The organism is Bradyrhizobium sp. LB11.1 (assembly GCF_040549385.1).
Classification (GTDB): Bacteria; Pseudomonadota; Alphaproteobacteria; order Rhizobiales; family Xanthobacteraceae; genus Bradyrhizobium.
In genome coordinates, this window is record NZ_JBEPTH010000003.1 from 26,274 (window position 1) to 50,465 (window position 24,192).

Consider the following 24,192-nt stretch of genomic DNA (forward strand, 5'->3'; position numbering starts at 1 on the left):
GAAGCGGTCATCTAATCACGGATGGCCCCTGGTCCGGTAGTGCGACGTCGATGACGCGAAACTGCACGCGCTCGACACCCTGATAACGATCGACCGACAAGGAGCCCGCGACATGCAGCTGCTGGCCGCGATTGGCCACCAATGCATTGCCGAGCTTCTGGCCGACCGAGCGAAACGCGATACCATTGACGATCGAACCGTCGCCCGATTTGAAGCGCAGCCTCAGATGCGCCTGTCCGACCTCGTCGGCATAGACGAGCTGATGCGCCGGCAGCGCCAGCACGGCTTCCGGATTACCGCTGCCGAAGGGACCCGCGCGGTTGAGCGTGGCCGCAAGCTCCGTCGTCACGGCACGCGCCGAGATCGCGCCATCGATATAGAGCTCGTTGACATGGCGCGCCTCGGCGACATCCCGCGCCAGCGCGTCTTCCAGATAGGCGCGGAATTCGGCAAGCTTCTCCTTCCGCAGCGTCACGCCCGCAGCCATAGCGTGGCCGCCGCCCTTGAGGAGAATGCCGTCAGCAACCGCCTGCCGCACCGCCTTGCCGAGATCAACGCCGGCGATCGAGCGGCCCGAGCCGGTGCCGATGCCGCCGGGCTCGAGCGCAATCGCAAAAGCTGGCCGAGAGAACTTCTCTTTCAACCGCGAGGCAACGAGACCGACCACGCCGGGATGCCAGCCTTCGGACGCCGTAACGATAACGCCGAGCTTGTCCTCCAAGCCGATCGCAGCGAGCGCCTCGGCTTCGGCTTGCGCTTCGGCGGCCTGCTCGATGACGCGGCGCTCGCCGTTGAGACGGTCGAGCTCGGCGGCGATTCGCGCGGCTTCGACGCTGTCGCCCTCGAGCAAAAGCCGCACGCCGAGATCGGCGCGGCCGATGCGGCCGCCGGCATTGACCCGCGGCCCCAGCATGAAGCCGAGATGCCAAGCCTCCGGCGGGCCATTGAGGCGCGCCACGTCCATCAGCGCGGTATGGCCGACATGGTCGCGCCTGCGCATCGCGATCAGTCCCTTGGCGACGAAGGCACGGTTCAGGCCGATCAATGGCGCGACGTCGGCGACGGTGCCCAGCGCGACGTGATGCAGCATGCCCAGGAGATCGGGCTCGGGCATCTCCGCGTTCCAGAAGCCGCGCTGGCGCAGTTCGCGATTGACGGCGACCAGCGTGATCAGCACGAGGCCGACAGCGGCGAGATGGCCGAGACCGGAGAGATCGTCGAGCCGGTTCGGATTGACCAGCGCGTCGACCTCCGGCAGCTCCGTGCCGGCCTGATGGTGATCGATCACGACCACGGACATGCCGAGCCGTTTCGCTTCGGCCAACGGCTCGATGCTGGTGGTGCCGCAATCGACGGTGACGAGCAGCGTGGCGCCCTTGGCCGCGAGCCCACGCACAGCTTCGACGTTGGGGCCGTAGCCCTCAAAGATGCGATCGGGAATGTGGATCAGCGGATCGAGCCCGCAATGGCGCAGATGCCAGGCAAGCAGCGCCGCCGAGGTCGCGCCGTCGACGTCGTAGTCGCCGAAGATCGCGACGGTCTCGCCCTTCGCGGCGGCATCCGCGATGCGCTTTGATGCGGCTTCCATCTCCGTCACAGTGAACGGATCGGGCAGCAGTTTTCGGATGGTCGGATCGAGGAAGTCGGGCACCGCGTCGATATCGACGCCGCGGCCGGCCAGCACCCGCGCCAGCAATTCCGGCAGCTGGTGGCGCTGCACGATGGCGAGCGCCGTCGCGGCGCCGCGCGCATCCAGCCGGTTGCGCCAGAGCTTGTCGGTGAGCGAGCGCGCCACGCCAAGGAAGGCCTGGGGCATTTCGACGGGCAAGGCGGTGGCGGGCGGCGTCATGATTCGAGGGTTCAAGTGGTCCGGGCGCAAGCAGCGGCGCGACTGGCCGCATCCGATCGCAGGATTCACCGGGAATCCTCGGCCGATTGCAATGTCAGCGGCCCAGAAAGCGGTGGATTGCTGAAATGCTGAGCGAGTTGACTACCATTTGAGCAGCCGCGCGGACAGCAAATTAAGTGGCCGTTAGCTGGAATCTTCGAAAATGAGTTTTATTCGATCTGTAAGTCGTTGTTCCCAGTTCATTGCAGATCTGGCCTCATTGCCAAGGGAAGTTACCCGATGTCTGCTGCGCTGGGTGTGAAAACCAAGCCGACGACCACCGAACCCGCTGACGATGATTCCGACATCTCCGCGCTGATCAATCGCCTGACCGCGGAGGTCAACCGGATCGCGGTCGACAAGACCAAGTCGATCCAGCAGATCACCAACCAGATGAAGATGCTGGCGCTGAACGCGCTGATCGAGAGCTCGCGCGCCGGCGCGCAAGGCGCGGGCTTCGCCGTGGTGGCGCAGGAGGTGCGCGGTGTCGGCCAGCAGGTCGAGACCATCGCGCGCGAACTCGAGACGCAGCTGACGAAACGCACCGGCGATCTCGTCGCCTCGATCGAGCGCATGAGCCAGCGTTCGCGCGGCGAGCGCATGATGGATCTGTCGCTCAACGCGGTCGAGCTGATCGACCGCAACCTCTATGAGCGCACCTGCGACGTGCGCTGGTGGGCGACCGATTCCGCCGTGGTCGATTGCGCGGCATCACCGACGCCGGCCGCGGTCAGCTACGCCTCGCAGCGCCTTGGCGTCATCCTCGGTGCCTACACCGTCTATCTCGACCTCTGGCTCTGCGACCTCGACGGCAACGTCATCGCCAACGGCCGCGCCGATCGCTTTCGCGTCGTCGGCCAGAACGTCGCCCAGACCAGATGGTTTCGCGAGGCGAAGACCTTGCATTCCGGTGACGACTATGTCGCCGGCGACGTCGAGAACCAGCAGCTGCTCGGCAACGCCCAGGTCGCGACCTATTGCGCGAGCGTCCGCGCCGGCGGCCAGGCCAATGGCGCCCCGATCGGCGTGCTCGCCATCCATTTCGACTGGGAGCCGCAGGCGCGCGCGATCGTGCAAGGCGTGCGCGTCGGCGACGCCGACAAGGTCCGCGTGCTGCTGGTCGATTCGAACTTCCGCGTCATCGCGGCTTCCGACGGCCAGGGCATCCTCAGCGAACGCATCTCGCTGTCGCTCAACGGCCAGCGCTCCGGCTTCTACCGGGACCGCACCGACACGATGATCGCCTTCCATGCGACGCCGGGCTACGAGACTTATCGCGGGCTCGGCTGGTACGGCGTGATCGTCTGCGGCACGTAAGGCCGGAGTCGTCCAACCCGAAATCGTGAAAACAACCCCATGCACAGTAGCCGCGGGGTGTCTTCAAGACGGTCTTCGTTTGTCGTTTGACACGTCGGGCAAAACACCGGCATTCTGCGATGGTGGCGCCGTTCGCGAGCGAGGTCCCGAGCGTTAGGCGCTGGCGATGCCATCCCCGGCCGTGTGCAACGTTGCAAGTCCGAGCGTCTGCGATGGACGCTCGCCGAACATCGCAAGGTAATATTGCGCAAACCGGCCGAGTTCGTAGAACCCCTGCTGCATGGCGACGGCCGCCACGGTGGTCGAGCCGGGCGCGCTCCAGTGCAGGATGGAGTGAACGGCGCACAGCCGTTTGTACCGGAGGAAGCTGACCGGGCCGAGGCCGAACACCTCCTGAAAGGCGCGGTGCAAGGTCCGTCGCGACACGCCCTGCGCCGCGCAGATTTCCGAGACATGCACTGGGCGGGTGCCGGCTTCGTCGAGATAATCCTCGACCCTGCGGATCAGCCGTCTTGCAGAGGGCAACCACCCGCTATTGTCGGGCGGCAGCGACGACAGGACGTTGGCCGCCATGCACTCGACGATCGAGCGTTTCCAGAAATCGGCGGTCGATGGCGTCAGGCCGGACTTCTGGGTCCGCAGATGCGCCATGATCCGAACCAGGCGGCGTGACGCTATCGCGCCGGTCTCGTGGTCCGCGCGGAAATGACCGCGGCTGCGCCAGGTGTCGGGATCACTCAGCCTCGCCTCGCCGCCAAACAGCGAAGCGACCTCGTTGATGTCGAAGCGCATCGCGGCGTAAGCGGACGCGCCATGGAAAACGCCGTCATGCTCCAGCAGCGGCGGTATGACGAGCACGTCGTTGAGCTGCATGTCGAACGACCAGTGCGCGACACGATCTTCGGCTGCGAGAAGCATCCCGATGATCAGCTTGTCGTCGCTGGAAACGCGCTGCGTGCGCATGCCGACATTGAACGTGCCGATGCTGAGCGAAAAATCGTCGATGCCGATATGCGACAACGTTCCGCGCAACCGCCCGCGGCCGAGCTGCATCACATCGACATGCGAGCCGTGAACGGCCTGGTGAAGACCTTCGAAACCGTCCAGCTTTTTCGAATCAACCAGAAGGAATTGCCCCATGGCTGCACCCTGTTACTGAAGCGCGACAATTCTGCGGCAGGCAGGAGCGAAATACCACCATAACGCGAGGTGGGTGTGACAATCTGCCTTCGCGTTTTGAGACAAACACTATCGAAATCCGGCAGGCAATTTTCGCCGCAACGCGCTTCAATTTCGATGATTTGTGTGACATGGGTCATTAAGCCTCACCGGCCGCTCGCGCGTACTGGCACAAACTGCACATCACAGCCGTCCAATCTTCGGTTACCGTTTGCAACCTAAGCGGTATCGATCGCATGCGCTCTGCGGATGGCAGCACGCATGCGGTAGGGGTTGCCGGGTGCTTGAGAACGTGCGCGCGATGAGAAAGGGACGTTGACGCGATGCGGCGTCGTCCTCCTCAAAGCGCCAAAAAAGAGGGGACCAGACAATGTGTCCAACGCGCCGGGCAAAGTGCCGTCGTCGACCTTTGCCAAAGTCTGCGCCGTAGCATCAGGTGGACTACGCGTATCGGAGTTTCCACTATGCTGCGGGCGGATCTGGATCACTGCGAGTGGTTGCCGGATGACGTGAAGACCGGCGAGATGGTCTTCATTCCCGGCGGGACGTTTCGCATGGGGTCCGACCATCATTATCCCGAGGAAGCACCGAGCCATCGCGTTTCCGTCGACGGTTTCTGGATCGATCGCACACCGATTACCAACCGGCAGTTCAAGCAATTCGTCGACACGACCGGCCATGTCACTGAAGCGCAAATCGTTCCGGACCCCAAGGACTACCCCGGCGCGCTGAAGGAGATGCTCTACGCGGGATCGCTGGTGTTCTCGCCGCTGCCGCGCATCACCGATCTCGCCGACTGGAGCCAGTGGTGGTCCTTCATGCGTGGCGCCAATTGGCGCCATCCGTATGGCCCCGGCAGCAACATCAGGGGTCTCGACGACCATCCGGTCGTGCACATCTCCTACAGCGATGCGGCGGCCTATGCCCGCTGGGCCGGCAAGGATTTGCCGACGGAAGCCGAATGGGAACTCGCTGCGCGCGGCGGCCTCGAGGCCGAAGAATTCGCCTGGGGAGATGCCCTGATGCCCGGCGGCAAGCACATGGCCAACATCTGGCAGGGCAACTTCCCTGTCCAAAATCTCGGCGAGGATGGGTTCGAGCGTACCTCGCCGGTCATGGCCTTCCCGCCGAACGGCTACGGTGTGCACGACATGATCGGCAATGTCTGGGAATGGACCTCAGACTGGTGGTCGGCCAGGCACACGGCCGACGCCGCAAAGCCCTGCTGCATCCCGAACAATCCGCGCGGTGGTGGTGAGGATACAAGCCACGACCCTCGCCTCCCCGACATCAGGATTCCACGCAAAGTCCTGAAAGGAGGCTCGCATCTTTGCGCACCAAATTACTGCCGCCGCTACCGCCCGGCCGCACGCCATGCGGAGCCGATCGATACCTCGACCAGTCATGTTGGATTCCGGTGCGTTGTGCGGGTTCCCGCTGCTCCGCTCCAGCAGATGCCATCAGGAAAGTAGGGAGCGCCTTATGAAGAACAAAAAAGACGCGGGCAAAGCCAAGGTCAATCCGGCCGCCGGCAGCCGGAGACCGCTGCTTCGCGGCGGCTTCCCGGCATCTTCAGCAGCCTAGCCGCCGTGCCGGTGGCGCCGGGATGGGCCTATTCGACGATCTACATCCATCTCAACGAGAAGGCCGGCGGCGGACAGAACTTCGTCACCAGCGGCGGCATTCCCGGCTCGGTGACCGCGGGCCTCAACGCGCATGCCGATGTGCTGGTCCAGGGCATCACCTATACCTCGGCGATGCCGGTGCTCGGCGGCCAGGCCGCTTTCACGCTGATCACCGCGCCCGGCAACATCGGCGTCGGCATCGATGCGACGCTGACCGGACCGCGCGGCAATGCCATTTCGGGCGGCGTCAACGACAACCGGACCACGCTGACCGACGTGTTCTACCAGGGTACGCTGAAACGGAACCAGGGCGTCCACAATGAGATGGTCTACATCACCGGCAATATCCCGAGCGGCACCTACGATTCCAGCCGGCTCGCGAATCTGAGTTTTGGTTTCCCCGCGGTCGACGCCGGCGCAGGCTACACCTATCTCGACCCGAAGAGCGGCCATGAGTTCTCGATCGTCGGCGGCCTCACCTACAGTTTCATGAACGGCGCACTGCAGTACCAGAACGGCATGGATTTCCACGTCGACTGGGCCGCCTCGCAGTTCGTCAGCAAGACCGTCCATGTCGGCATCGCCGGCTATTTCCTCCAGCAGATCACCGACGATAGCGGCCCCGGCGCCAAGCTCGGCGGCTTCCGTGGCCAGGCCGTCGGCATCGGTCCGCAGATCGGCTTCATGATCCCGATGTCCGACGGCTACCAGGGCTATCTCAACATCCGCGGCTACAAGGACCTCGAGACCGAGAACCGGCCGAACAGCTGGTCGACCTGGGTCACCTTCTCGCTCTCCCAGGCCGCGTCGCCACCAGCCACGGCAAAGCCCATTGTTCGAAAGTACTGACGGAGGCGTCACATAGCTCCGATGACCGGGGAGAAGACCAAACGCGTTTTTCGCATCGGCTTCCAGACATCGATCATCACGGTGTTCGTAGCCGTCGTGCTGCTTGTTGGCCTGACACTGGTCTATCTCAGCTTCGAGCGCGTAACGTCGATCACGCGGACGGCAGCGAGCGGCTTCATCGAGAAGGTGGCGCAGCTCGGGGCTGATCACGTCGACGAGCAGTTCAAGAATGTGCGCGACAATCTCGACATCCTGTCCGGCCTGACGCCGATCCAGGAAGCCGACATCGCCGACAATGCGCGGCTCTACAGCCTGATGGCGGCGATGCTGCGCAACAACCCGCAGCTGTTCAATCTCTATGTCGGCTATGAGGACGGCTCGTTCATCGAGATGGACGTGATCGACCGCGCCAAACCCGCGTTCAGGGCGGGCCTGAAGGTCGATCAGGATGCGGCGTTCCGGCTGGTCGTGATCTCGCGCACGGGCGGCAGCCCGCCGGTCACGCAATATCTGTCCGAAAACCTCATCCAGGTCGCGGAGGTCCCCGGCCCCACCGGCTACGACCCGCGGCAGCGGCCCTGGTATGTCGAGGCGTTCAAGAACGACAAGACGCTGCTGACGGGGCCTTACGTGTTCTACGCCACGGGCGAGCCCGGCTACACGCTGCGAACGCCGCTGAAAGAAGGGCGCCGCGGCGTCGTTGCGGGCGACGTGCTATTGAACCGGTTCGAGGACATGCTGGCGGAGCAGAAGCTCGGCAAATCGGGGCTGGCCTTCCTGTTCAACGACGCCGAGCGCATCGTCGGCCATCCCGAGATGAACCGCCTGATGACGGAGATCCCTGGGCGACAGGACGACCTGCCGCAGCTCGGCGCGCTCAAACTGCCCGCGCTGGTCCCGATCATCCGGTCCTGGCGCGACGGCGGGCCGGCGCAGCAGTTCTTCGACGACGCCGCGGGCCGGACCTATGTCGCGGCGGTGCATCGGCTCGAGACGGCCGGCTCGGCCAATATTCGGCTTGCGATGATCGCGCCGCTCGACGAGTTCTATGCGCAAATCATCAACGAGCGCCGCACGCTATTTGCCCTGGCGCTGGCCTTCGTCGGCGCCACGCTGCCATTTGCGTTCTGGCTGAGATCGCTGATGGCGCAGCCGCTGCGCAAGCTGGTCGAGGAGACCGACGCGATCCAGCGTTTCGACATCGCGGAACGGCCGCGCATTCATTCCGCCATCGCCGAGATCGAGGAGCTCGGCCGCTCGGTCTTCACCATGCGCAACGTGGTCAGCAGCTTTGCCAGCTTCATTCCGCGCCCGATCGTGCGGCAGTTGATCGAGACCGGCTCCGCTCTCAGACTCGGCGGCTCGCGGCGCGAGGTCACGGTGCTGTTCACGGATGTCGCCGACTTCACCGCCAAGACCGAGCTGGCCGATCCGTCACAGGTGATGATCTACACCTCGCGTTATTTCGCAGCGCTTTCGGACGAGATCATGCGGCACCAGGGCACGGTCGACAAATATATCGGCGATGCCGTGATGGCGCTCTGGAATGCGCCGGCGGATGATCCCGATCACACCGTCAACGCCTGCCGCGCCGTTCTCGCCTGCCTTGCGGCCAACGAGGCCCTCAACAAGGAGTTTCGGCGCGAAGGCTGGCCGCCTTACGACACGCGTTACGGGCTGCATGTCGGCGACGCCGTGGTCGGCAATGTCGGCTCCAGCGACCGGATGAACTACACCGCGCTCGGCGCCACCGTGAACCTGGCCTCGCGGCTCGAAGGCCTCAACAAGAGCTACGGCACCCGCGCGCTCGTGAGCGCGGTGGTGCGCGCGCACGTGGGCCATACGTTCCTGTTCCGCAGCGTCGACAACATTACGCCGAAGGGGTTTGCCGAACCGATCGAGGTCAGCGAGCTGCGCGGCGAGCTCGCGCAGGCCAGCAAAGCCGAGATGATCATGTGCCGACGCTGGGACGAGGTTTTTGCATCGATCGCGCAGGACGGCGCAACCGACACCACGCTGGTCAAGCTCTCCGGCTTCCTCCACGACTATCCTCGAGACCGTATCGCGGAGTTTCACGCCGAGCGATTTCGCACAGCGGTCCTGAATTCGGGAGCTGCGGCATGAGCGCCCGCCTTGTCAGCCGCCGGCGAGTACTGCGGGGCGGCGCGGCGCTGGCGGCCGTCTCGGCGCTCGGGGCACCCGCCATCGCGCAGGCCCGCAGAAAAGTCCGGCTCGGCTATCTCCATGTGGTCGCCGTGGACGGACACATCTGGACCGGCCTCGATCGCGGCTCGTTCGATCGCGAGGGGATTGATTTCGAACTGCACGCATTCAACACCGGCCCCGAGGTGTTCGAGGCGATGATCCGCGGAGAGATCGACGTCGCTTCGGCGGGCGGTGTCATTTCCAATTATCTGGCGCTCGGCCAGGGCCGGGGCTTTCTCATCAACGACATCGAGGTGGCGACCGCGCAGCTTTGGGTCAGGCCGTCGCTTGGGATAAACCGCCTCGCCGATCTCAGGGGAAAGCGGATCGCGACGACCATGAAGACCACGGCGCACATCTTTCTCGACCGTGCGCTACGCGCCAACAACGTCCCCCCGTCCGAGGTGGAGATCGTCAACGCCAGCATGCCTGATGCCGTCAAGGCGTTCATCGCCGGCGAGGTGCCGGCCGTCGCGCTCTGGGTACCGTTCAATGTCGCCGTGCGCGAGGCCCTGCCGGACGCCGTGAAGCTGGTGGATGCCTCTGCCTTCTATCCACAATCCGCCGTGCTCGGCGGCTGGGCCGCGCAGATGGGCTATTATGCAAGCAACAAGGATATCCTCAACCGGATCATCCGTGGCTGGATTGACGCCAACGACCACATGGTGCGGAACCCCGCGGCTGCCGCAGAGGCGCTCCAGGCTCACTACAAGCCGTCGCGTCCCCAAGACATCGCCGAGGCCTTCAAAGCGCAAAAACTCTACTCCGCTCGCGAATGGCGGCGGCTCTACGCTGATGGCACTGTGGTGAAATGGTTGCAGCAGGTCAGCGACTTTTTCATGACGGATGCCGGCGTCACCAACGCTCTGCGCGCGTCGGACTATTTCGATACGCAGCTCTACCTGGCGGCGGTCGGGTAGAAGTCATCCCGCACTTCATAATAACGCATTCATTCCCGCGTTTATTCCCCCGTCTATTCTGCTTGCTAGCTTGTCTGAACCGGCGCAGCATCCCATTGCTGGCGTCAGGCCGCGCTCAACGCGCAAGCTTTGGTCAACTCACGCTCCGAAAACTTTGAGGAGAAATCCATGAAGATCGTGGTCATCGGCGGAACCGGGTTGATTGGGTCCCAGCTCGTAGCGAAGCTCAAACAACAGGGCCACGAGGCTGCGGCGGCCTCGCCAAGATCGGGCGTGAACGCCGTGACGGGGGACGGCCTGGCGGCGGCGCTCGCTGGCGCGGATGTTGTGGTCGATGTCGCCAACGCGCCGTCCTGGGAGCCCGCCGCCGTGCTCGAATTCTTCGAGCGTTCGAGCAACAATCTCGTTGCGGCCGAGGCGACAGCGGCGGTCAAGCATCACGTGGCCCTGTCGATCGTCGGGACCGACCGATCGCCCGACATCGCCTATTTCCGTGCCAAGCTCGCACAGGAGACCATCGTCAAGGCTTCTTCGATCCCCTACTCGATCGTTCGCGCAACCCAGTTCTTTGAATTCCTCGGCGCTATCGGCGAAGCGGGCGTGTCCGACGGTAACATCGTCGTTCCGTCGGCGCTGTTTCAGCCGATCGCGTCCAGCGATGTCGCCGATTGCCTCGCGGAGGTTGCAACGGGGCGACCGCTCAACGGCACGATTGATCTCGCAGGTCCGGAGAAGGCGCCCTTCAACGAGTTCGTCGCACGGCGCCTGAAGGCGGCCGGCGATGACCGCCCTGTGGTGGGGGACCGAAAGGCGCAGTATTACGGCGTAGCCATCGACGACACGTCCCTCGTCCCACTCGGCGAGGCACGGCTTGGAAAAACGCCGCTCGCAGCCTGGCTTACGCACCTCTGAGGATCTGCCTTGCGGCCTTCGCGACCGGCGCAGGCATCATACGCCTCCATTCACGAACGCGACCGGCGTCCCTTTCGCGACGCTGGATGCAACACGTTCAACGTCCCAATTCGTCAGACGCACGCAACCATGCGATTGCCCCTTTGAGATATTTTGCGGTGACGGCGTGCCATGGATGCCGTAGCCGTCGGCGGACAGGTTGATCCACATCGTGCCGACCGGATTGTTCGGGCCGGGCCTGATCTTGAAGGGTTTTCGGGAATGAACCCCCTTGAAATGATAGGCGGGATTGTAGCGGTAAGTCGGATTTGGATCGATCTCGGTGACCTTCAGCGTCCCAGAAGGTGACGGCTTCTCCTCGCTTCCGACGCTCGCCGGATAGAACCCGATCAGCGTATTCGACTTGTCGAACAGTTTTACGGTCTGCCGCTTCTTGTCGATCTCGACCCTGTCGGCCTTAGCAGACGCAGTGCCCCCGCCGTCGCTGGTGTCGACGACCGTGATGGTCTCGCCCGCGCGGTCGAATTGACGGCCCGGGTTGAGCGTCGCCAGCAACTGTTCGCTCATGTGAAACTTCTCGGCCAGCGCTTCGCGCGGACTGGTATAGCCGAGCTTCGGAATGTCCTTCATGTCCTCCATTTTTGATGGAAGCTTGTGCAGGAACGGCCCTGCGACGTCCTTGTCGATGATGGTGTAGGTCGTCGTCAGCGGCCGATCGTCCGCCTGCAGTGCCTTCCAGCCGTCGTCCGGGAGCTCGTCCGAACTCGGCAATCGCCGTGCTTCCGCATAGGCGCGCAGCGCCTTCCTGGCATTCTCGCCGAATTTGCCGTCGATCTCGCCGGGCGAGAAGTGGGCCCTGTCCAACAGGACCTGCAGACGCACCCCCGCCGGGGTCGGCTTCTCGTTCGCGAGGGTCTTGTTCGATGGCTGGGCCGAACCGATCGCGGCCGCGTCCATCCCGGCGGCGAACGCCGGCGCGGCCGCCGCGGCGAAGAGAACAACGGCGCAAGCAATCTGCATTGCCGCGCGTAGCGACGCCTGCCTGATCATGTTCCCGCTCCGACGCGGAGACGTTTGTCGGATTGCCAACTCGGATCGACGGCGGAAGTTTCCAGATTTTCCCGACAGGCGCGCCGGGTCAGTCAGCCGGTGCGCCGCCCGGCCATCTCTGCCGCGAGCAGGACGGCGGCCCGGCTTGCGCCGGTCGACGCGACGCCCGCCCCTGCGATGTCGTAGGCGGTGCCGTGCGCGGGCGTGCAGATCGGAAAGGGGAAGCCGCCGAGCAAGGTGACGCCGCGATCGAAGCCCATCAGCTTCATCGCGATCTGGCCCTGGTCGTGATACATCGTCAGCACCGCGTCGAAGGCGCCGGACTTTGCGCGCAAAAACACGGTGTCGGCGGGAAACGGGCCCTCGACGGCAATGCCGTCGCGCTGGCCGGCTTCCACCACCGGTGCGATGATGTCGATCTCCTCGCGGCCGAAATTGCCGCCGTCGCCGGCGTGCGGGTTGAGGCCCGCCACCGCAATGCGCGGCCGCGCGAAGCCGGCATTGCGCATGCAGGCATCGGTCAGCTTCAGCGCACGCTGGATGCGTTCGCCGGACAGCTTTGCCGCGACATCCCTGAGTGGAATGTGCGACGTGACCCGCGCGTTCCAGAGCTCGCCCAGCACGTTGAATTCGCTGGCCGGCGTCTTGAGGCTGGCGACCTCCGCGGAGAATGCGATCTCGTCGTCATAATCGGCGCGCGCATACCGCATCGCCTGCTTGTTGAAGGGCGTGAAGCAGACGGCATCGACGAGTCCATCGCGGGCCAGCTCGAGCGCGTGGCGGTAGTTCGCCAGCGCGAATTTTCCGCCGGCCAGCGTCGCGGTTTTCGGCTCGACGTCCCTGGGATCGAGATGGCCGAGATCGACGAACAGCGCATCGCCCTTCGCCGCACAAATATCACTCCCCTGCTCCACCCTCGTCAGCTCCGGCGTAACGCCCGCGACGCGTGCACCCTCGTCGAAGATGCGGCGGTCGCCGATCACGACGAGGCGGGCACGGCTGCGGATCTCGTCCAGCGCCACAAGTTTTGCCGTCAGCTCGGGGCTGATGCCGGCGGGGTCTCCCATCGCCAGCGCAATGAGCGGCTTTGCGGTCATGTGATCACCTTTTCCTGGGCAGGTGTTTCAGTGGCAGGGGACGCAGGCTTGCGAAATAGACGTGCGAGCTGCAACACCAGCGGGAGCAGCAACAGCACGATCCCCGCCACCACCAGGCTCGTGACCAGCTTGTTGGCAAAGAAGATGCCCAGGGATCCCTTGGACATCAGCATCGACTGCCGGAACGCGTCCTCGGCCTTGTCGCCGATGACGATCGCGAGCACCAGCGGCGCCAGCGGATAGAACAGCTTCTTGAAGAGATAGCCGACAATGCCGAAGCCGAGCATCATGACGACGTCGAGATAGGAGTTCGACACCGAATAGGCGCCGACGACGCAGATGATGACAATCAGCGGCGCGATAATCACGAAGGGAATTCGCATCAGGGCAGCGAACACAGGCACGGTCAGCAGCACCAGCGCGACGGCTACGATATTGCCGACATACATCGAGGCGATCAGGCCCCAGACAAAATCCTTCTGGTCGACGAACAGCATCGGCCCGGGATTGAGGCCCCAGATCATCAGGCCGCCCATCATCACGGCCGCAGTGGCCGAACCTGGAATGCCAAGCGAGAGCATCGGCAGCAGCGCGCTGGTGCCGGCGGCATGATCGGCCGTCTCAGGCGAGATGATACCTTCGACCTCGCCGGTGCCGAAATAGCGGCCGCGGCGGGAGAACCGGCGGGCGATACCGTAGCTCATGAAGGACGCCGCGGTCGGGCCCCCCGGCGTGATGCCCATCCAGCAGCCGATTGCAGCGCTGCGCAGCAGCGCAACGCTGTGACGCGGCAGGCGGCCGATTGCGCGGAGCACCTCGCTCCACTCGATCTTCGACGAGACGGCGCGGGCGTGAAACTCCTCCTCGACTGCGACCAGCAGCTCGCCGATGCCGAACAGGCCCATCACCGCGACGACGAAGTTCACGCCCTTGACCAGCTCGTCGATGCCCATGGTGAGACGGACGCTGCCGGAGACGGTGTCGATGCCGATGGCCGCGATCGCAAAGCCGATCGCGAGCGCCACCACGGTCTTGATCGGCGCCGCGCCGCCCATGCCGACGAAGCTCGCGAAGGCGAGGAAATAAACCGCGAAATATTCCGCCGGCCCGAAGGCGAGCGCGACCTGCGCCACCCAGGACGCCAGAAACGTGATGAGGATGACACCGATCAGCGCGCCGAACGCGGCCGAGCCGAAGGCAGTGGCGAGCGCGGTGGTTGGTCGCCCGTCGCGCGCCATCGGGTAGCCGTCGAAGGTGGTGGCGACCGAGGATGGCTCACCTGGGATATTGAACAGGATGGAGGTCACCGAGCCGCCGAACAGCGCGCCCCAATACATGCTGGAGAGCAGGATGATCGCCGAGACCGGCTGCATGCCGAAGGTCAGCGGCAGGAGCAGCGACACCCCGTTCGGCGCACCCAGCCCCGGCAGCACGCCGACGAGAATGCCGAGCAGCACGCCGATCACCATCAGCGCCAGATGCGGCAACGTGACAGCGATGGTGAAGCCGTGGAACAGCTCTGAGAGATTGTCCATCACCCTCTCCCTCAGAACCCGAGGGCGGCGGCAAGCGCGCCATGCGGCAACGACACCAGGAACATGCGCTCGAACACGAAGTAGAGCGCGAGCGCCGTTGCCGCCGCTGTCACAAGGGAACGCACTACGGATTGATGCCGGGGGATCGCCAGCACCGCGAAGACATACGCCGCCGAAGCGAGATACATCCCGAGCAGCGGGATCGCAGCAACGAAGATCGCGGCCGGCACAAACAGGCCCGCCAGCCGCCGCAACTCAATGGACGTGATCGCGATGGGAACGCTCGCCAGCGTCGTGGCCGGCACGACGCCGCGCGCCAGATTGTACAGGCTTCCGGCGACGATGATGATTCCGGTCAGGAACGGGAATGTTCCGGAATCGACGCCCGCGCTCGACCAGCCGATGCCGTTGTCCAGGCTCTGGACCACCACGGCAACACCAAAACTGCCGGTGAGGATGGCCGTCGCAAGCTCGAGGGCGCGTCGTGAGATCATGCAAGGCTCCAGTCGAGCGGGAGGCAACGGCACTTCACTTCCGCAAGCGCGCCCCGCCTCACTTGACCAGCCAGCCCTGCTCGCTCGCGACCTGTTTGACGTGATCGAGGTCCTCCTTGATGAATTTGTCGAACGCGGCACCGGTGAGGAACGTATCGATCTGGGAGCTCTTCTCGATGTAGTCCTTCCATTCCGGCGTCGCCTGCACCTTCTTCATGAGGTCGACATAGTACGCGGCCTGCTCGGGCGTGATCTTGCCGGGCAGCCAGACTGTCCGCGGCTGTTCGTATTGCTTGATGTCGAGGCCCTGCTCGGCGCAGGTCGGAACGTCGCTCCAGCCTTCGGTTGCCGTGATCTTGGGACCGGCCGGCAGGCGCTTCGGACTGAAGACGCAGAGCGGACGCTGCGTGCCGCCGCGCCACTGGCCGAGGCTTTCGCTGGGATTGTTGACGTGAGAATCGAGATGCCCGCCGGCGAGCTGCACCGCGGCTTCGGCGCCGCTCTTGAAGGGAATGTAGGTGATCTTGACGTGACCCACTTTCTCGATCATGCGCGTCAGAACCTCGTCGGTGTCCTTTGACTGCGCACCGCCCATCTTGAACTCGCCTGATGCAGCCGCCTTCAAATAGTCGCCCGCAGTCTTGTAGGGCGAATCTTGCTTGACCCAGAGCAGGAACTCGTCCTGCGCCATCGCCGCGATCGGGGTCAGATCAGTGTAGTTGAAGGCAACCTTGGAGACGAGCGGCTGCTGCCAGGCGTTCGAAGTGCCGAAGATCACCTTGTAGGGATCGCCTGCTGACGCCTTCCCGTAGACATAGCCCTCCGCGCCGCTGCCACCGCCCTTGTTGACGACGACGATCGGTTGATCCGTCAGCTTGTACTTGGTGATGATGTTCTGCACCGCGCGGGCGATATTGTCGGTGCCGCCGCCTGGACCCGCGGTCGCCACGAACTCGATCGGCTTCTGCGGCTGCCAGGCTGCGAATGCAGGCATCGTGCCTGCGACAACAGCCGCACTGACGGACAACAAAAATAGAGACGTCCCACGCATGATTTCCTCCACCTGATTTTTTCTGTTTTGTTCGATCAGTCGTCTCGACGTTCATTCAGGCGACCCGTTCCCTGCGCTCCCTGGATGCCGAGACGATTGCGCCTTCTTGTTCGAGCGCTTCGATCTGCTTCTGGTCGAACCCGTATTCGGTCAGCACTTCGCGCGTGTGCTCACCGTAGACTGGCGCGCCGGTGCGCACTTTGCCTGGGGTCTCCGAAAACTTGACGGGCAGCCCGATCGTCTTGACCGGACCGAGCGTGGAATGCTCGACCTCGACGACCATCTCGCGCGCCAGCGTCTGCGGATCGCTCAGCGCTTCCAGCATGTCGTGCACGGGGCCGCAGGGCACGCCCTTGTCGTCCAGCGCCATAAGCCAATGCGCACGCGTCTGGGTGCGGAAGCGGGCGCTGAGGACCGCTTCGAGCTCCTTCAAATTCGCCATGCGGTCGGCGCCGTTGACGAAGCGCGGGTCGGAGGCCAACTCGCTCGCGCCGAGTGCCTCCAGCATCAACAGCCAGTGCTTCTTGTTGGCGCCGCCGACCACGAGCCAGCCATCCGAGGCCTCGAAGGCCTGATACGGCGCGTTGAGCGGATGTGCCGAGCCCATCGCGCGCGGCGCGGTGCCGGCGGCGAGCGCGATGGTCGACTGCCAATAGGTCTGCACCAGCGCCGCCTCGTAGAGCGAGGTCTCCACCCACTGCCCCTCGCCGGTCTTGAGGCGGTGCGTGTAGGCCGCGAGAATGCCCATGCTCGCGAGCAGCCCCGCGGTGATGTCTGATAGCGGCGGGCCGCACTTCACGGGCGGACCATCGGGGCGTTCGCCGGTAAAGCTCATGATGCCGCTCATGGCCTGGGCGACGAGGTCGAAACCCCGGCGGTGCTTATAGGGACCGGTGCGACCGAAGCCCGACAGCGAGCAATAGATCAGCGCCGGGAATTTTTCGTGCAGCTCCTCGTAACCGAAGCCCAGGCGTTCCATCGCGCCCGGCGCAAAGTTCTCGACCAGCACGTCGGCATCGGCGATCAGCCGTCGCAGCACGTCCTTGCCGCCGTCGGTCTTCAGATCCAGCACGATGCCGCGCTTGTTGCGATTCATCATCAGGAACGAGGCGGCCTCGTCGCCGATCTTCGGCGGCACCGAATGGCGGGTGTCGTCGCCATTCGGCGATTTCTCGATCTTGATGACGTCGGCGCCCATGTCGGCGAGCATCAAGGTGCAGGTTGGCCCCGCCATGACATGGGTGAGATCGATGACCTTGAGGCCGGCAAGCGGCCCCGAGCGGCGTGAGGTGGATTGCGATCGATCGCTTTGCATGGACGTCCTATTGACCGCGCCACTGCGGGGCGCGCTTGTTGAGGAAAGCATCGAGCCCTTCGCGAAAATCCTGGCTCGTGTAGCACATCAGGATGAGGTCTTCGCCCTCGTCCCGCGTCAGCCGCTTTTGCAGGCGCGCCACCGCCTGCTTGGTTGCGTTGAGCGTCAGCGGTGCATGGCTGGCGACGAGACGCGCGACCTCGTCGGCACGCTTGTCGAGCGCTGTGAGATCGTCAACGACCTCGCCGAGCAGCCCGACGCTGGCGGCCTCCGCAGCATCGACAAGGCGCGCGGTGAAGATCAAATCCTTGACGCGCGCCGCACCAATCAACGCGGTGAGACGGCTGACATTGGACATCGACAGGCAGTTGCCCAGCGTCCGGGCAATGGGAAAGCCGATCTTGGCGCTGCGGGTCCCGATGCGCAGGTCGCAGGCCGCAGCAATGCCCGCCCCGCCGCCGGTGCAGAAGCCGTTGATCGCAGCGATCGTCGGCACCCGGCACTGCTCCAGCGTGGTCAGCACCCGATCGATCCGGTTCTCGTAGTCAATGGCGTCCTGCGGCGTCTTGAAGTCGCGGAACTGGTTGATGTCGGTGCCCGACGCAAAGGCCTTGTCGCCGGCCCCGCGCAGCACCAGCACCTTGATGGAATGATCGTCGTTCGCCTGCTCGCAAATGGCAGCGAGCCGCTCGTACATGGCAAAAGTGAAGGCGTTGCGCGCCTGGGGGCGGTTGAAAATGATCTGCCCGACGCCGTCCTTGCATTCAAAAACGAGGTCGTCCGTCTCTACCGCCTGGTCCATTTCCGCGATCCCTGCTGTTTTTTGTATTTTTGAATGCAAAAATTGGAATTATCAAGATATGATTGCCGAACTTTCGTCTATTAGAACATTTTTGCATTCAAAAATAGAGATATCCCATGCTGCATGAGGAAGTCGTCGGCCGCATCCGCGACATTCTGCTCGACGGCGAAATCCCACCGGGCGCGCGGATCCCCGAGCGCGAGCTGTGTGAGCGGCTCGAGATTTCGCGCACGCCGCTGCGCGAAGCGCTCAAGGTGCTGGCCGCGGAAGGCCTGGTGCAGCTCCTGCCCCATCGCGGCTCACGCGCGGCAAAACTGACCGACAAGGACATGCGCGATCTCTTCGAGGTCTGCCAGGGCCTCGAAGCGCTGGCCGGCGAGCTCGCCTGCGAGCGCATCACCGATGGCGAGATCGCGGAGATCGCCGCGGCGCATGCAGCGATGGTGCAGCATTATCGCGAGGGCGACCTGATCCAGTATTATCGCGGCAATCGCGCCATCCACGAGGGGATCGTCAATGCGGCCGGCAATCCTGTGCTCACCGGACTCTATGCGTCCGTGACCGCGCGCATCCGCCGGGCGCGCTACGTCACGCCGATGACGCCGCAGCGTTGGGCGTTTGCCGTCAGTGAGCACGAAGCCATCCTGAACGCGCTCCAGCGCCGCGACGGCGCAGGCCTCTCCCACATCCTGCGCGCGCATCTGCGTCACAAGCGTGAAGAGGTCTTGCAAGCGGGGTTTGCGGAGACGGAGACGAATGAGCTCACGCTGAAGATCGCGTGAGGCGGCTCCCCTCTCCTGCTAGGCGCGATTGCCGAACAGAGCGAGCGTGATCGACCGCAGCCAGCGATGAGCGGGATCGCGGTGGTAGCGCTCATGCCAATATTGAGCGATCTCGATCCGCGGCAATGCAACTGGCGTCCTGAAGACGGTCATTCCGAGCGGCTCGGCGACGATGGCGGCCAGATTGGCGGGCAAGGTCGCGACCCCGTCGGTTTGCGAGGCCACGATCGCGCCCGCGATGAAACTCGGCACCTGCAACAGGATATTCGTACGCGCGATCACGCGCGTCAGCATGCGTTGCGTTTCGAGATGGGCCGCATGGCCCGTCTCGGACGCGGTGATCAGGATATGCTTCTCGTCGAGAAATCCCCGACGCGTGCGCGCCTCTGCCGGCCTTGGATGACCTCGCCTCACGACGCTGGCGTAACCGTCCGAATAAAGCCGCTGGGAGCGAAGATGCCCCGCCGCGCGCGGCAAGGCGCCGAGCGCAAGGTCCGCCTCTCCCGACTCCAGCTTGACGGCGAAGTGCCGGGAATCGAGCGGCATTGCGCGCACCTGAATACGCGGTGCGACGTCGGCGAGGCGTGCGACCAAAGGCGGCAGAAACCGCACCATGCCGACATCGGTCAAGAGCAGGCTGAAGGTCTTCTCGGATTTCCCCGGATCGAACGGCAGCCGCTCCTGCCACAACCGGTCGGCCATCTCGAGCAAGGCGCGGATTTGCGCCGCCATCTCGATGGCACGTGCCGTCGGCTGCACGCCGCTGCCACGTCGCACGAACAGGGGATCGTCGAAGCGCAGCCGCAAGCGCGCCAGGAGCTTGCTGATCGCCGGCTGCGTAGTCTCGAGGCTCACGGCCGCACGCGTGATGCTGCCCTCGCGGATCAGCGCATCGAGCACGCGTAAGTCGCGAAAGTCGATCCCGGAAGATTCCATTTTCGACATATGAAACATTCTCTTGTGGCTATGGATCGAGCTTCGCCCTTTGCTATCCTGCAGTCAATCGAACGGCCGAACGGCCACGCGGACACGGAGGACGCCATGACCAAATTCGTGATCGAGTCTCACTTTCGCCTGCAGGAATGGGTGGCCGAGGAGAAGGGCTACTTCCGCGACGAAGGGCTCGATTACGAATTTCGCGAGCTGATCCGCTCGACCGAGGGCCAGCACCACAACAAGGTCAATGAAGGCGCTTTCCAGAGCATCGAGAAGGGCCGCAAGGCCGACGTCAGCTGTGCCTGCCACTGGACCGTCAACGTCGCCGCCTCGAACGGCCACGCCAAGCTCTACGCCGACGTCTACTCGGTCGCGCCGTCGGGTATCTTCGTTCCCGCGGATTCGAAAATCCGCACACCTGCCGATCTCGCCGGCGTGCCGATCTCGGTCGGCTTCCAGTCAGGCAGTCATTATTCGACGATCCAGGCGCTCGAGCCGTATCTGGCGCCCGGCCAGATCAACCTCACCTTCGAGGACGGCATGCTGTTCCGCCGGATGGAGCTGCTATTCGAAGGCAAGAGCGAGGCGGCTTCGCTGTTCAACGGCCCCTATTATTTCGCGGAACAACTCGGCTATCGCAAGATCATCGACACCACGTTCATGATCGCGTCCATGATCAACGGCGATCCGGCGCCCGAGGATATCAAGCGCTACTTCCGGGCGCTGAAGAAGGCCCAACGCGACATCGACCTGCGTCCGGAGCTTTTCACGCGCTACTACAAGAACGAATTTCCGGAGCGGTTCCACGCGGCCATGGACACCAGGCGCTGGGGGCCCGGCGAGCGGATCGTGTTCGAGCCCTATTCGCGCGAAATCTACGAGCAGTCGTTCGACTGGATCGAGAAGCATGGCATCTTCGAAACCGGCACGATGGGCGACGGCAGCTACGACAAGGCGACGGTGGCATTCGGAACGATTTGAACGGGCAAAGCCGCGCGCTAGCACCCCAGCTTGTCGGCAATTCCGCCAAAATCCTTGGCGACGATGTCCCAATTGCCGGTGGCCTCGAAATCGACCTTCTGCAACGGGCCGTACTCGGTCGGCCGCGCGACGAAGGCGGTCTTCAGACCGTATTTCTGCGCGGCGGCAAGATCGCCATTGTGAGCGGCGACCATCATCACCTGCTCCGGCTTGAGCCCAAGCAGCTTTGCCGCGCCGAGATAGGTTTCGGGATCGGGCTTGTAGTGCTCGAACAGCTCGGCCGACATCACGAGGTCCCAAGGGAGACCCGCAAACTTCGCCATATTGGTGAGCAGCGCGACGTTGCCGTTTGACAGCGGCGAGATCACGAACTTCGTCTTCAGCCGCGTCAAACCGGCGACGCTGTCCGGCCAGGGATTGAGGCGATGCCAGGCCTTGGTGAGATGGTCGAGATCGGCCTCGGTGAGGCCCTTGATCGCGAACTTCTCGACCAGCTTTTCCAGCGAACGCCGATGCAGATCGTCGAGGATGACGTAGCCACGCTCGGGATGCTGGCGCACGTCGTCCATCGAGGCCATGTACATGCCGCGCCAGCCGTCGACGAGCGCAGTCCAGTCAGCGCTGACGCCGCGTTCCTTCCCCCACCACATGAAGTCAGTGATCAGGCTGGTGCGCCAATCTACGACGGTGCCGAACACGTCGAAGACGAGGGCTTTGACGGCGGAGAGATCGGACATGCGCGCTTCCCAAATGTTGTTTGTTCTTGATCACTCCGGGATGCGCCACGCGGCGCAGGCCCGGAATGAGGGTCGCATGTCCCGATTTAGTCCAGATGGAACTTTGCGAGTTCGCGGTGCTCGGCCTTGATGTAACGCACGGTGCCGGTGACGGAGCGCATCACCACCGTCTCGGTCTCGATCACGCCGTCCTTGCGGAATTTTACGCCGGACAGCAGTGAACCGGTCGTAACGCCGGTCGCGGCGAACAGGCAGTCGCCGCGTGCCATGTCCTCGATGCCGTAGATCATCTTGGGATCGGTGACGCCCATCTTGGCGGCACGCTCGCGCTTCTCGTCGGAATCGAGGATCAGACGGCACTGCATCTGGCCGCCGATGCAGCGCAGCGCCACCGCGGCGAGCACGCCTTCCGGCGCGCCACCCGTGCCGAGATACATGTCGACGCCGGTGTTGTCGGGATCGGCGCAGTGGATCACGCCGGCAACGTCGCCGTCGGTGATGAGACGCACGGCAGCTCCCGTCGAGCGCACGCTCTCGATGATGCTGGCATGGCGCGGACGGTCGAGCACGAGAACGGTGATGCCGTCCGCCTTGACGCCCTTGGCCTTGGCGAGACGGTGGACGTTTTCGGCCGGCGTCGCGTCGAGCTCGACGACGCCCTTCGCGTAGCCAGGGCCGATCGCGAGCTTCTGCATGTAGACGTCGGGCGCGTGCAGCAGCGTACCGCCGTCGGCCATCGCCATGGTGGCGATCGAGCCCGGCATGTTCTTGGCGCACAGCGTGGTGCCTTCGAGCGGGTCGACCGCGATGTCGACTTCCGGGCCGGCGTTCATGCCGACCTTCTCGCCGATGAAGAGCATCGGCGCCTCATCGCGCTCGCCCTCGCCGATCACGATGGTGCCCTGGATCGGCAGCTTGTTGAGCTCGCGGCGCATCGCGTCGACGGCGGCCTGGTCGGCCGGCTTCTCCTGCCCGTGCCCGCGCAGCCGCGCCGACGACACCGCCGCCCGCTCAGTCACGCGCACGATCTCCAGCGTGAGAATGCGCTCGAGCAATGCTTGCGGCGGCACTGAAATATGGGTCGACATCGGCTCACTCCTTCGAAGCAGTTTGGGACGGAAATCTCCACCCGCATCAACTCGTAACACCCACAGTTCGTTCGAACCGTGTCATTGTTTAAGCATGCTCTAGTTCTTCTCGATCCGGATCACCTGCGGCCGTCCGCTGATCACCTTGTCCTTCTGCACGGCCGCGAGCGCGCGGCGCACGGCGTCCTCATGCGTGGCATAAGTGATCAGGATGACGGGCACGGGCACGGCCTTCCCGTCGGCCGGTGCAACGCCCCCATTGGGATGGCGCTGCACGATCGACTCGATCGAAATCTTCTGCTCCGCGAGCCGGGTCGCGATCGCAGCCGCGGTGCCCGGGAAATCGCGCGCCAGGAGGCGGATGTAATAGCCGCCTTCGTGTCGCTCCATCGGCGCCTTCCTGGTGTCGCGAAGGTGGGAAATGGGCCGGCCGAACGGATTGGCACGGATGCCGCGCGCAACGTCGGCGATATCGGCAACGACTGCGGATGCGGTCGCAGCACCGCCTGCGCCGGGACCGACCAGCGTGATCGGCGGAATCCCCTCGCCATCGATCGTGACCGCATTGGTGACACCCATCACCTGCGCGATCGAGGACGATTTGGGAACCATGGTCGGATGCACGCGCTGCTCGATGCCCTTGGCGGTGCGAACGGCAACGCCGAGCAGCTTGAGCCGGTAACCGAGATCGTCGGCGGCTCGCAAATCTTCCGGCGCGATGGAGGAAATACCTTCGACATACACCGCGCTTTGAGCAACTTTCGTGCCGAAAGCGAGGCTGGCGAGAATGGCGAGTTTCTGCGCCGTGTCGTGGCCATCGACGTCGAAGGACGGGTTGGCCTCGGCGTAGCCGAGCCGCTGCGCATCCTTGAGACACTCGGCAAACGACAGGCCTTCCTGCTCCATCCGGGTCAGGATGTAGTTGCAGGTGCCGTTGAGAATGCCATAGACGCGGTTGATGCCGGTTCCCGCAAGACCTTCGCGTAACGTCTTGATGACGGGGATCGCGGCGCCGACCGCTGCCTCGAAATTCAGCGCACCGCCATGCTTTTCGGCGGCCTTGGCGAGCTTCAGACCGTGCTTGGCGAGCAGCGCCTTGTTGGCGGTGACGACGGATTTGCCGGCATTCAGCGCGGCCTCGACCGCCGACAGCGCGGGATCACCGGCGCCGCCCATCAGCTCGACGAAACAGTCGATGCCGGGATGCGTGGCCAGCGCGATCGGGTCCTTGACCCATTCGACGCCGCGCAGGTCGATGCCGCGCTTCTTGCCCTTCGAACGCGCGGTGACGGCGACGACGCGGATGCCGCGGCCGCTGCGGCCCGCGAGCACGCGCGCCTGCGTTTCGATCAAACGGACAACTTCGGCGCCCACGGTGCCGAGCCCCGCTATGCCCACTTTCAGGGGTGCAACCATGATGCTTTAGTGA

21 protein-coding genes are annotated in these 24,192 nt (G+C 64.1%); 8 read left to right on the top strand and 13 right to left on the bottom strand.

Going from position 1 to position 24,192, the window contains the following annotated elements; translation table 11 throughout:
- Positions 1-7: 7 nt before the first annotated feature.
- Positions 8-1,849 carry a single-stranded-DNA-specific exonuclease RecJ gene (gene recJ, locus ABIA96_RS07860; RefSeq protein WP_354136473.1) on the bottom strand — a complete coding sequence of 614 codons (1,842 nt, stop codon included), beginning with the start codon at positions 1,847-1,849 and terminating at the stop codon, positions 8-10.
- A gap of 279 nt (positions 1,850-2,128) precedes the next feature.
- On the opposite strand from recJ, the gene ABIA96_RS07865 reads away from it, so the two are divergent.
- Complete coding sequence (locus tag ABIA96_RS07865) at positions 2,129-3,205, top strand: methyl-accepting chemotaxis protein (RefSeq protein ID WP_354136474.1); 1,077 nt, start codon at positions 2,129-2,131, stop codon at positions 3,203-3,205.
- Positions 3,206-3,358: 153 nt separating this feature from the next.
- Here ABIA96_RS07865 and ABIA96_RS07870 read toward each other — a convergent pair whose 3' ends face one another.
- A complete protein-coding gene (locus ABIA96_RS07870; protein WP_354136475.1) occupies positions 3,359-4,345 on the bottom strand; it encodes a helix-turn-helix domain-containing protein in 987 nt (328 codons plus the stop codon).
- A gap of 503 nt (positions 4,346-4,848) precedes the next feature.
- On the opposite strand from ABIA96_RS07870, the gene ABIA96_RS07875 reads away from it, so the two are divergent.
- The 5 genes from ABIA96_RS07875 to ABIA96_RS07895 all read left to right on the top strand — a co-directional run bounded on the left by ABIA96_RS07875 (position 4,849) and on the right by ABIA96_RS07895 (position 10,895).
- A complete protein-coding gene (locus ABIA96_RS07875; protein ID WP_354136476.1) occupies positions 4,849-5,856 on the top strand; it encodes a formylglycine-generating enzyme family protein in 1,008 nt (335 codons plus the stop codon).
- 117 nt (positions 5,857-5,973) lie between these two features.
- Positions 5,974-6,858, top strand: a complete 885-nt coding sequence (locus ABIA96_RS07880; protein WP_354136477.1) for a SphA family protein — start codon at positions 5,974-5,976, stop codon at positions 6,856-6,858.
- Between the two features lie 21 nt (positions 6,859-6,879).
- Complete coding sequence (locus tag ABIA96_RS07885) at positions 6,880-8,982, top strand: adenylate/guanylate cyclase domain-containing protein (protein WP_354136478.1); 2,103 nt, start codon at positions 6,880-6,882, stop codon at positions 8,980-8,982.
- On the top strand, positions 8,979-9,983 hold the full coding sequence (locus tag ABIA96_RS07890) for an ABC transporter substrate-binding protein (protein ID WP_354136479.1): 1,005 nt from the start codon (positions 8,979-8,981) through the stop codon (positions 9,981-9,983). Before ABIA96_RS07885 ends, ABIA96_RS07890 begins: the two co-directional genes overlap by 4 nt.
- A 168-nt stretch (positions 9,984-10,151) precedes the next feature.
- Complete coding sequence (locus ABIA96_RS07895) at positions 10,152-10,895, top strand: SDR family oxidoreductase (protein WP_354136480.1); 744 nt, start codon at positions 10,152-10,154, stop codon at positions 10,893-10,895.
- Positions 10,896-10,931: 36 nt separating this feature from the next.
- Here the strand turns inward: ABIA96_RS07895 and ABIA96_RS07900 are convergent, their stop codons facing one another.
- From ABIA96_RS07900 to ABIA96_RS07930, 7 genes are all read right to left on the bottom strand, one after another.
- On the bottom strand, positions 10,932-11,945 hold the full coding sequence (locus tag ABIA96_RS07900) for a L,D-transpeptidase family protein (RefSeq protein ID WP_354136481.1): 1,014 nt from the start codon (positions 11,943-11,945) through the stop codon (positions 10,932-10,934).
- A 92-nt stretch (positions 11,946-12,037) separates the two neighbouring features.
- Positions 12,038-13,042 (bottom strand): 4-hydroxythreonine-4-phosphate dehydrogenase PdxA, encoded by a 1,005-nt coding sequence (locus ABIA96_RS07905; protein ID WP_354136482.1) that lies wholly within the window; start codon positions 13,040-13,042, stop codon positions 12,038-12,040.
- Complete coding sequence (locus ABIA96_RS07910) at positions 13,039-14,577, bottom strand: tripartite tricarboxylate transporter permease (RefSeq protein ID WP_354136483.1); 1,539 nt, start codon at positions 14,575-14,577, stop codon at positions 13,039-13,041. The genes ABIA96_RS07905 and ABIA96_RS07910 overlap by 4 nt, the downstream gene beginning before the upstream one ends.
- 11 nt (positions 14,578-14,588) lie before the next feature.
- Entirely contained in the window at positions 14,589-15,071 is a 483-nt protein-coding gene (locus ABIA96_RS07915; protein ID WP_354136484.1) for a tripartite tricarboxylate transporter TctB family protein, read from the bottom strand.
- Between the two features lie 58 nt (positions 15,072-15,129).
- Positions 15,130-16,122, bottom strand: a complete 993-nt coding sequence (locus ABIA96_RS07920) for a Bug family tripartite tricarboxylate transporter substrate binding protein (RefSeq protein WP_354136485.1) — start codon at positions 16,120-16,122, stop codon at positions 15,130-15,132.
- 55 nt (positions 16,123-16,177) lie between these two features.
- On the bottom strand, positions 16,178-17,437 hold the full coding sequence (locus tag ABIA96_RS07925; protein ID WP_354136486.1) for a CaiB/BaiF CoA transferase family protein: 1,260 nt from the start codon (positions 17,435-17,437) through the stop codon (positions 16,178-16,180).
- Between the two features lie 7 nt (positions 17,438-17,444).
- Positions 17,445-18,239, bottom strand: coding sequence for an enoyl-CoA hydratase/isomerase family protein (locus tag ABIA96_RS07930; RefSeq protein ID WP_354136487.1), 795 nt, complete (start codon positions 18,237-18,239; stop codon positions 17,445-17,447).
- A 116-nt stretch (positions 18,240-18,355) separates the two neighbouring features.
- Between ABIA96_RS07930 and ABIA96_RS07935 the strand changes: the two genes are divergently transcribed.
- Positions 18,356-19,021: a GntR family transcriptional regulator gene (locus ABIA96_RS07935; RefSeq protein ID WP_354136488.1), complete on the top strand. Its 666-nt coding sequence runs from the start codon at positions 18,356-18,358 to the stop codon at positions 19,019-19,021.
- Positions 19,022-19,039: 18 nt separating this feature from the next.
- Here the strand turns inward: ABIA96_RS07935 and ABIA96_RS07940 are convergent, their stop codons facing one another.
- A complete protein-coding gene (locus ABIA96_RS07940) occupies positions 19,040-19,966 on the bottom strand; it encodes a LysR family transcriptional regulator (RefSeq protein ID WP_354136489.1) in 927 nt (308 codons plus the stop codon).
- Between the two features lie 96 nt (positions 19,967-20,062).
- Here ABIA96_RS07940 and ABIA96_RS07945 point away from each other — a divergent pair, with 96 nt between their 5' ends.
- On the top strand, positions 20,063-20,938 hold the full coding sequence (locus ABIA96_RS07945; RefSeq protein ID WP_354136490.1) for an ABC transporter substrate-binding protein: 876 nt from the start codon (positions 20,063-20,065) through the stop codon (positions 20,936-20,938).
- Positions 20,939-20,955: 17 nt separating this feature from the next.
- On the opposite strand, the gene ABIA96_RS07950 is transcribed toward ABIA96_RS07945, so the two are convergent.
- The 3 genes from ABIA96_RS07950 to ABIA96_RS07960 form a co-directional block, all read right to left on the bottom strand.
- Positions 20,956-21,675 carry a haloacid dehalogenase type II gene (locus ABIA96_RS07950; protein WP_354136491.1) on the bottom strand — a complete coding sequence of 240 codons (720 nt, stop codon included), beginning with the start codon at positions 21,673-21,675 and terminating at the stop codon, positions 20,956-20,958.
- An 86-nt stretch (positions 21,676-21,761) separates the two neighbouring features.
- Entirely contained in the window at positions 21,762-22,763 is a 1,002-nt protein-coding gene (gene glpX, locus ABIA96_RS07955) for a class II fructose-bisphosphatase (protein WP_354136492.1), read from the bottom strand.
- A 99-nt stretch (positions 22,764-22,862) separates the two neighbouring features.
- Positions 22,863-24,179, bottom strand: coding sequence for a homoserine dehydrogenase (locus ABIA96_RS07960; RefSeq protein ID WP_354136493.1), 1,317 nt, complete (start codon positions 24,177-24,179; stop codon positions 22,863-22,865).
- Between the last annotated feature and the right edge of the window lie 13 nt (positions 24,180-24,192).

What these genes read in the sequence shown, in the direction of transcription:
- ABIA96_RS07865 (WP_354136474.1), top strand. Translation starts at nt 2,129, where the DNA reads ATGTCTGCTGCGCTGGGTGTGAAAACCAAGCCGACGACCACCGAACCC.
- ABIA96_RS07915 (WP_354136484.1), bottom strand. Translation starts at nt 15,071, where the DNA reads ATGATCTCACGACGCGCCCTCGAGCTTGCGACGGCCATCCTCACCGGC.
- ABIA96_RS07870 (WP_354136475.1), bottom strand. Translation starts at nt 4,345, where the DNA reads ATGGGGCAATTCCTTCTGGTTGATTCGAAAAAGCTGGACGGTTTCGAA.
- ABIA96_RS07905 (WP_354136482.1), bottom strand. Translation starts at nt 13,042, where the DNA reads ATGACCGCAAAGCCGCTCATTGCGCTGGCGATGGGAGACCCCGCCGGC.
- ABIA96_RS07920 (WP_354136485.1), bottom strand. Translation starts at nt 16,122, where the DNA reads ATGCGTGGGACGTCTCTATTTTTGTTGTCCGTCAGTGCGGCTGTTGTC.
- ABIA96_RS07945 (WP_354136490.1), top strand. Translation starts at nt 20,063, where the DNA reads ATGACCAAATTCGTGATCGAGTCTCACTTTCGCCTGCAGGAATGGGTG.
- ABIA96_RS07935 (WP_354136488.1), top strand. Translation starts at nt 18,356, where the DNA reads ATGCTGCATGAGGAAGTCGTCGGCCGCATCCGCGACATTCTGCTCGAC.
- ABIA96_RS07960 (WP_354136493.1), bottom strand. Translation starts at nt 24,179, where the DNA reads ATGGTTGCACCCCTGAAAGTGGGCATAGCGGGGCTCGGCACCGTGGGC.
- ABIA96_RS07895 (WP_354136480.1), top strand. Translation starts at nt 10,152, where the DNA reads ATGAAGATCGTGGTCATCGGCGGAACCGGGTTGATTGGGTCCCAGCTC.
- recJ (WP_354136473.1), bottom strand. Translation starts at nt 1,849, where the DNA reads ATGACGCCGCCCGCCACCGCCTTGCCCGTCGAAATGCCCCAGGCCTTC.
- ABIA96_RS07890 (WP_354136479.1), top strand. Translation starts at nt 8,979, where the DNA reads ATGAGCGCCCGCCTTGTCAGCCGCCGGCGAGTACTGCGGGGCGGCGCG.
- ABIA96_RS07910 (WP_354136483.1), bottom strand. Translation starts at nt 14,577, where the DNA reads ATGGACAATCTCTCAGAGCTGTTCCACGGCTTCACCATCGCTGTCACG.
- glpX (WP_354136492.1), bottom strand. Translation starts at nt 22,763, where the DNA reads ATGTCGACCCATATTTCAGTGCCGCCGCAAGCATTGCTCGAGCGCATT.
- ABIA96_RS07930 (WP_354136487.1), bottom strand. Translation starts at nt 18,239, where the DNA reads ATGGACCAGGCGGTAGAGACGGACGACCTCGTTTTTGAATGCAAGGAC.
- ABIA96_RS07950 (WP_354136491.1), bottom strand. Translation starts at nt 21,675, where the DNA reads ATGTCCGATCTCTCCGCCGTCAAAGCCCTCGTCTTCGACGTGTTCGGC.
- ABIA96_RS07885 (WP_354136478.1), top strand. Translation starts at nt 6,880, where the DNA reads ATGACCGGGGAGAAGACCAAACGCGTTTTTCGCATCGGCTTCCAGACA.
- ABIA96_RS07900 (WP_354136481.1), bottom strand. Translation starts at nt 11,945, where the DNA reads ATGATCAGGCAGGCGTCGCTACGCGCGGCAATGCAGATTGCTTGCGCC.
- ABIA96_RS07925 (WP_354136486.1), bottom strand. Translation starts at nt 17,437, where the DNA reads ATGCAAAGCGATCGATCGCAATCCACCTCACGCCGCTCGGGGCCGCTT.
- ABIA96_RS07875 (WP_354136476.1), top strand. Translation starts at nt 4,849, where the DNA reads ATGCTGCGGGCGGATCTGGATCACTGCGAGTGGTTGCCGGATGACGTG.
- ABIA96_RS07940 (WP_354136489.1), bottom strand. Translation starts at nt 19,966, where the DNA reads ATGTCGAAAATGGAATCTTCCGGGATCGACTTTCGCGACTTACGCGTG.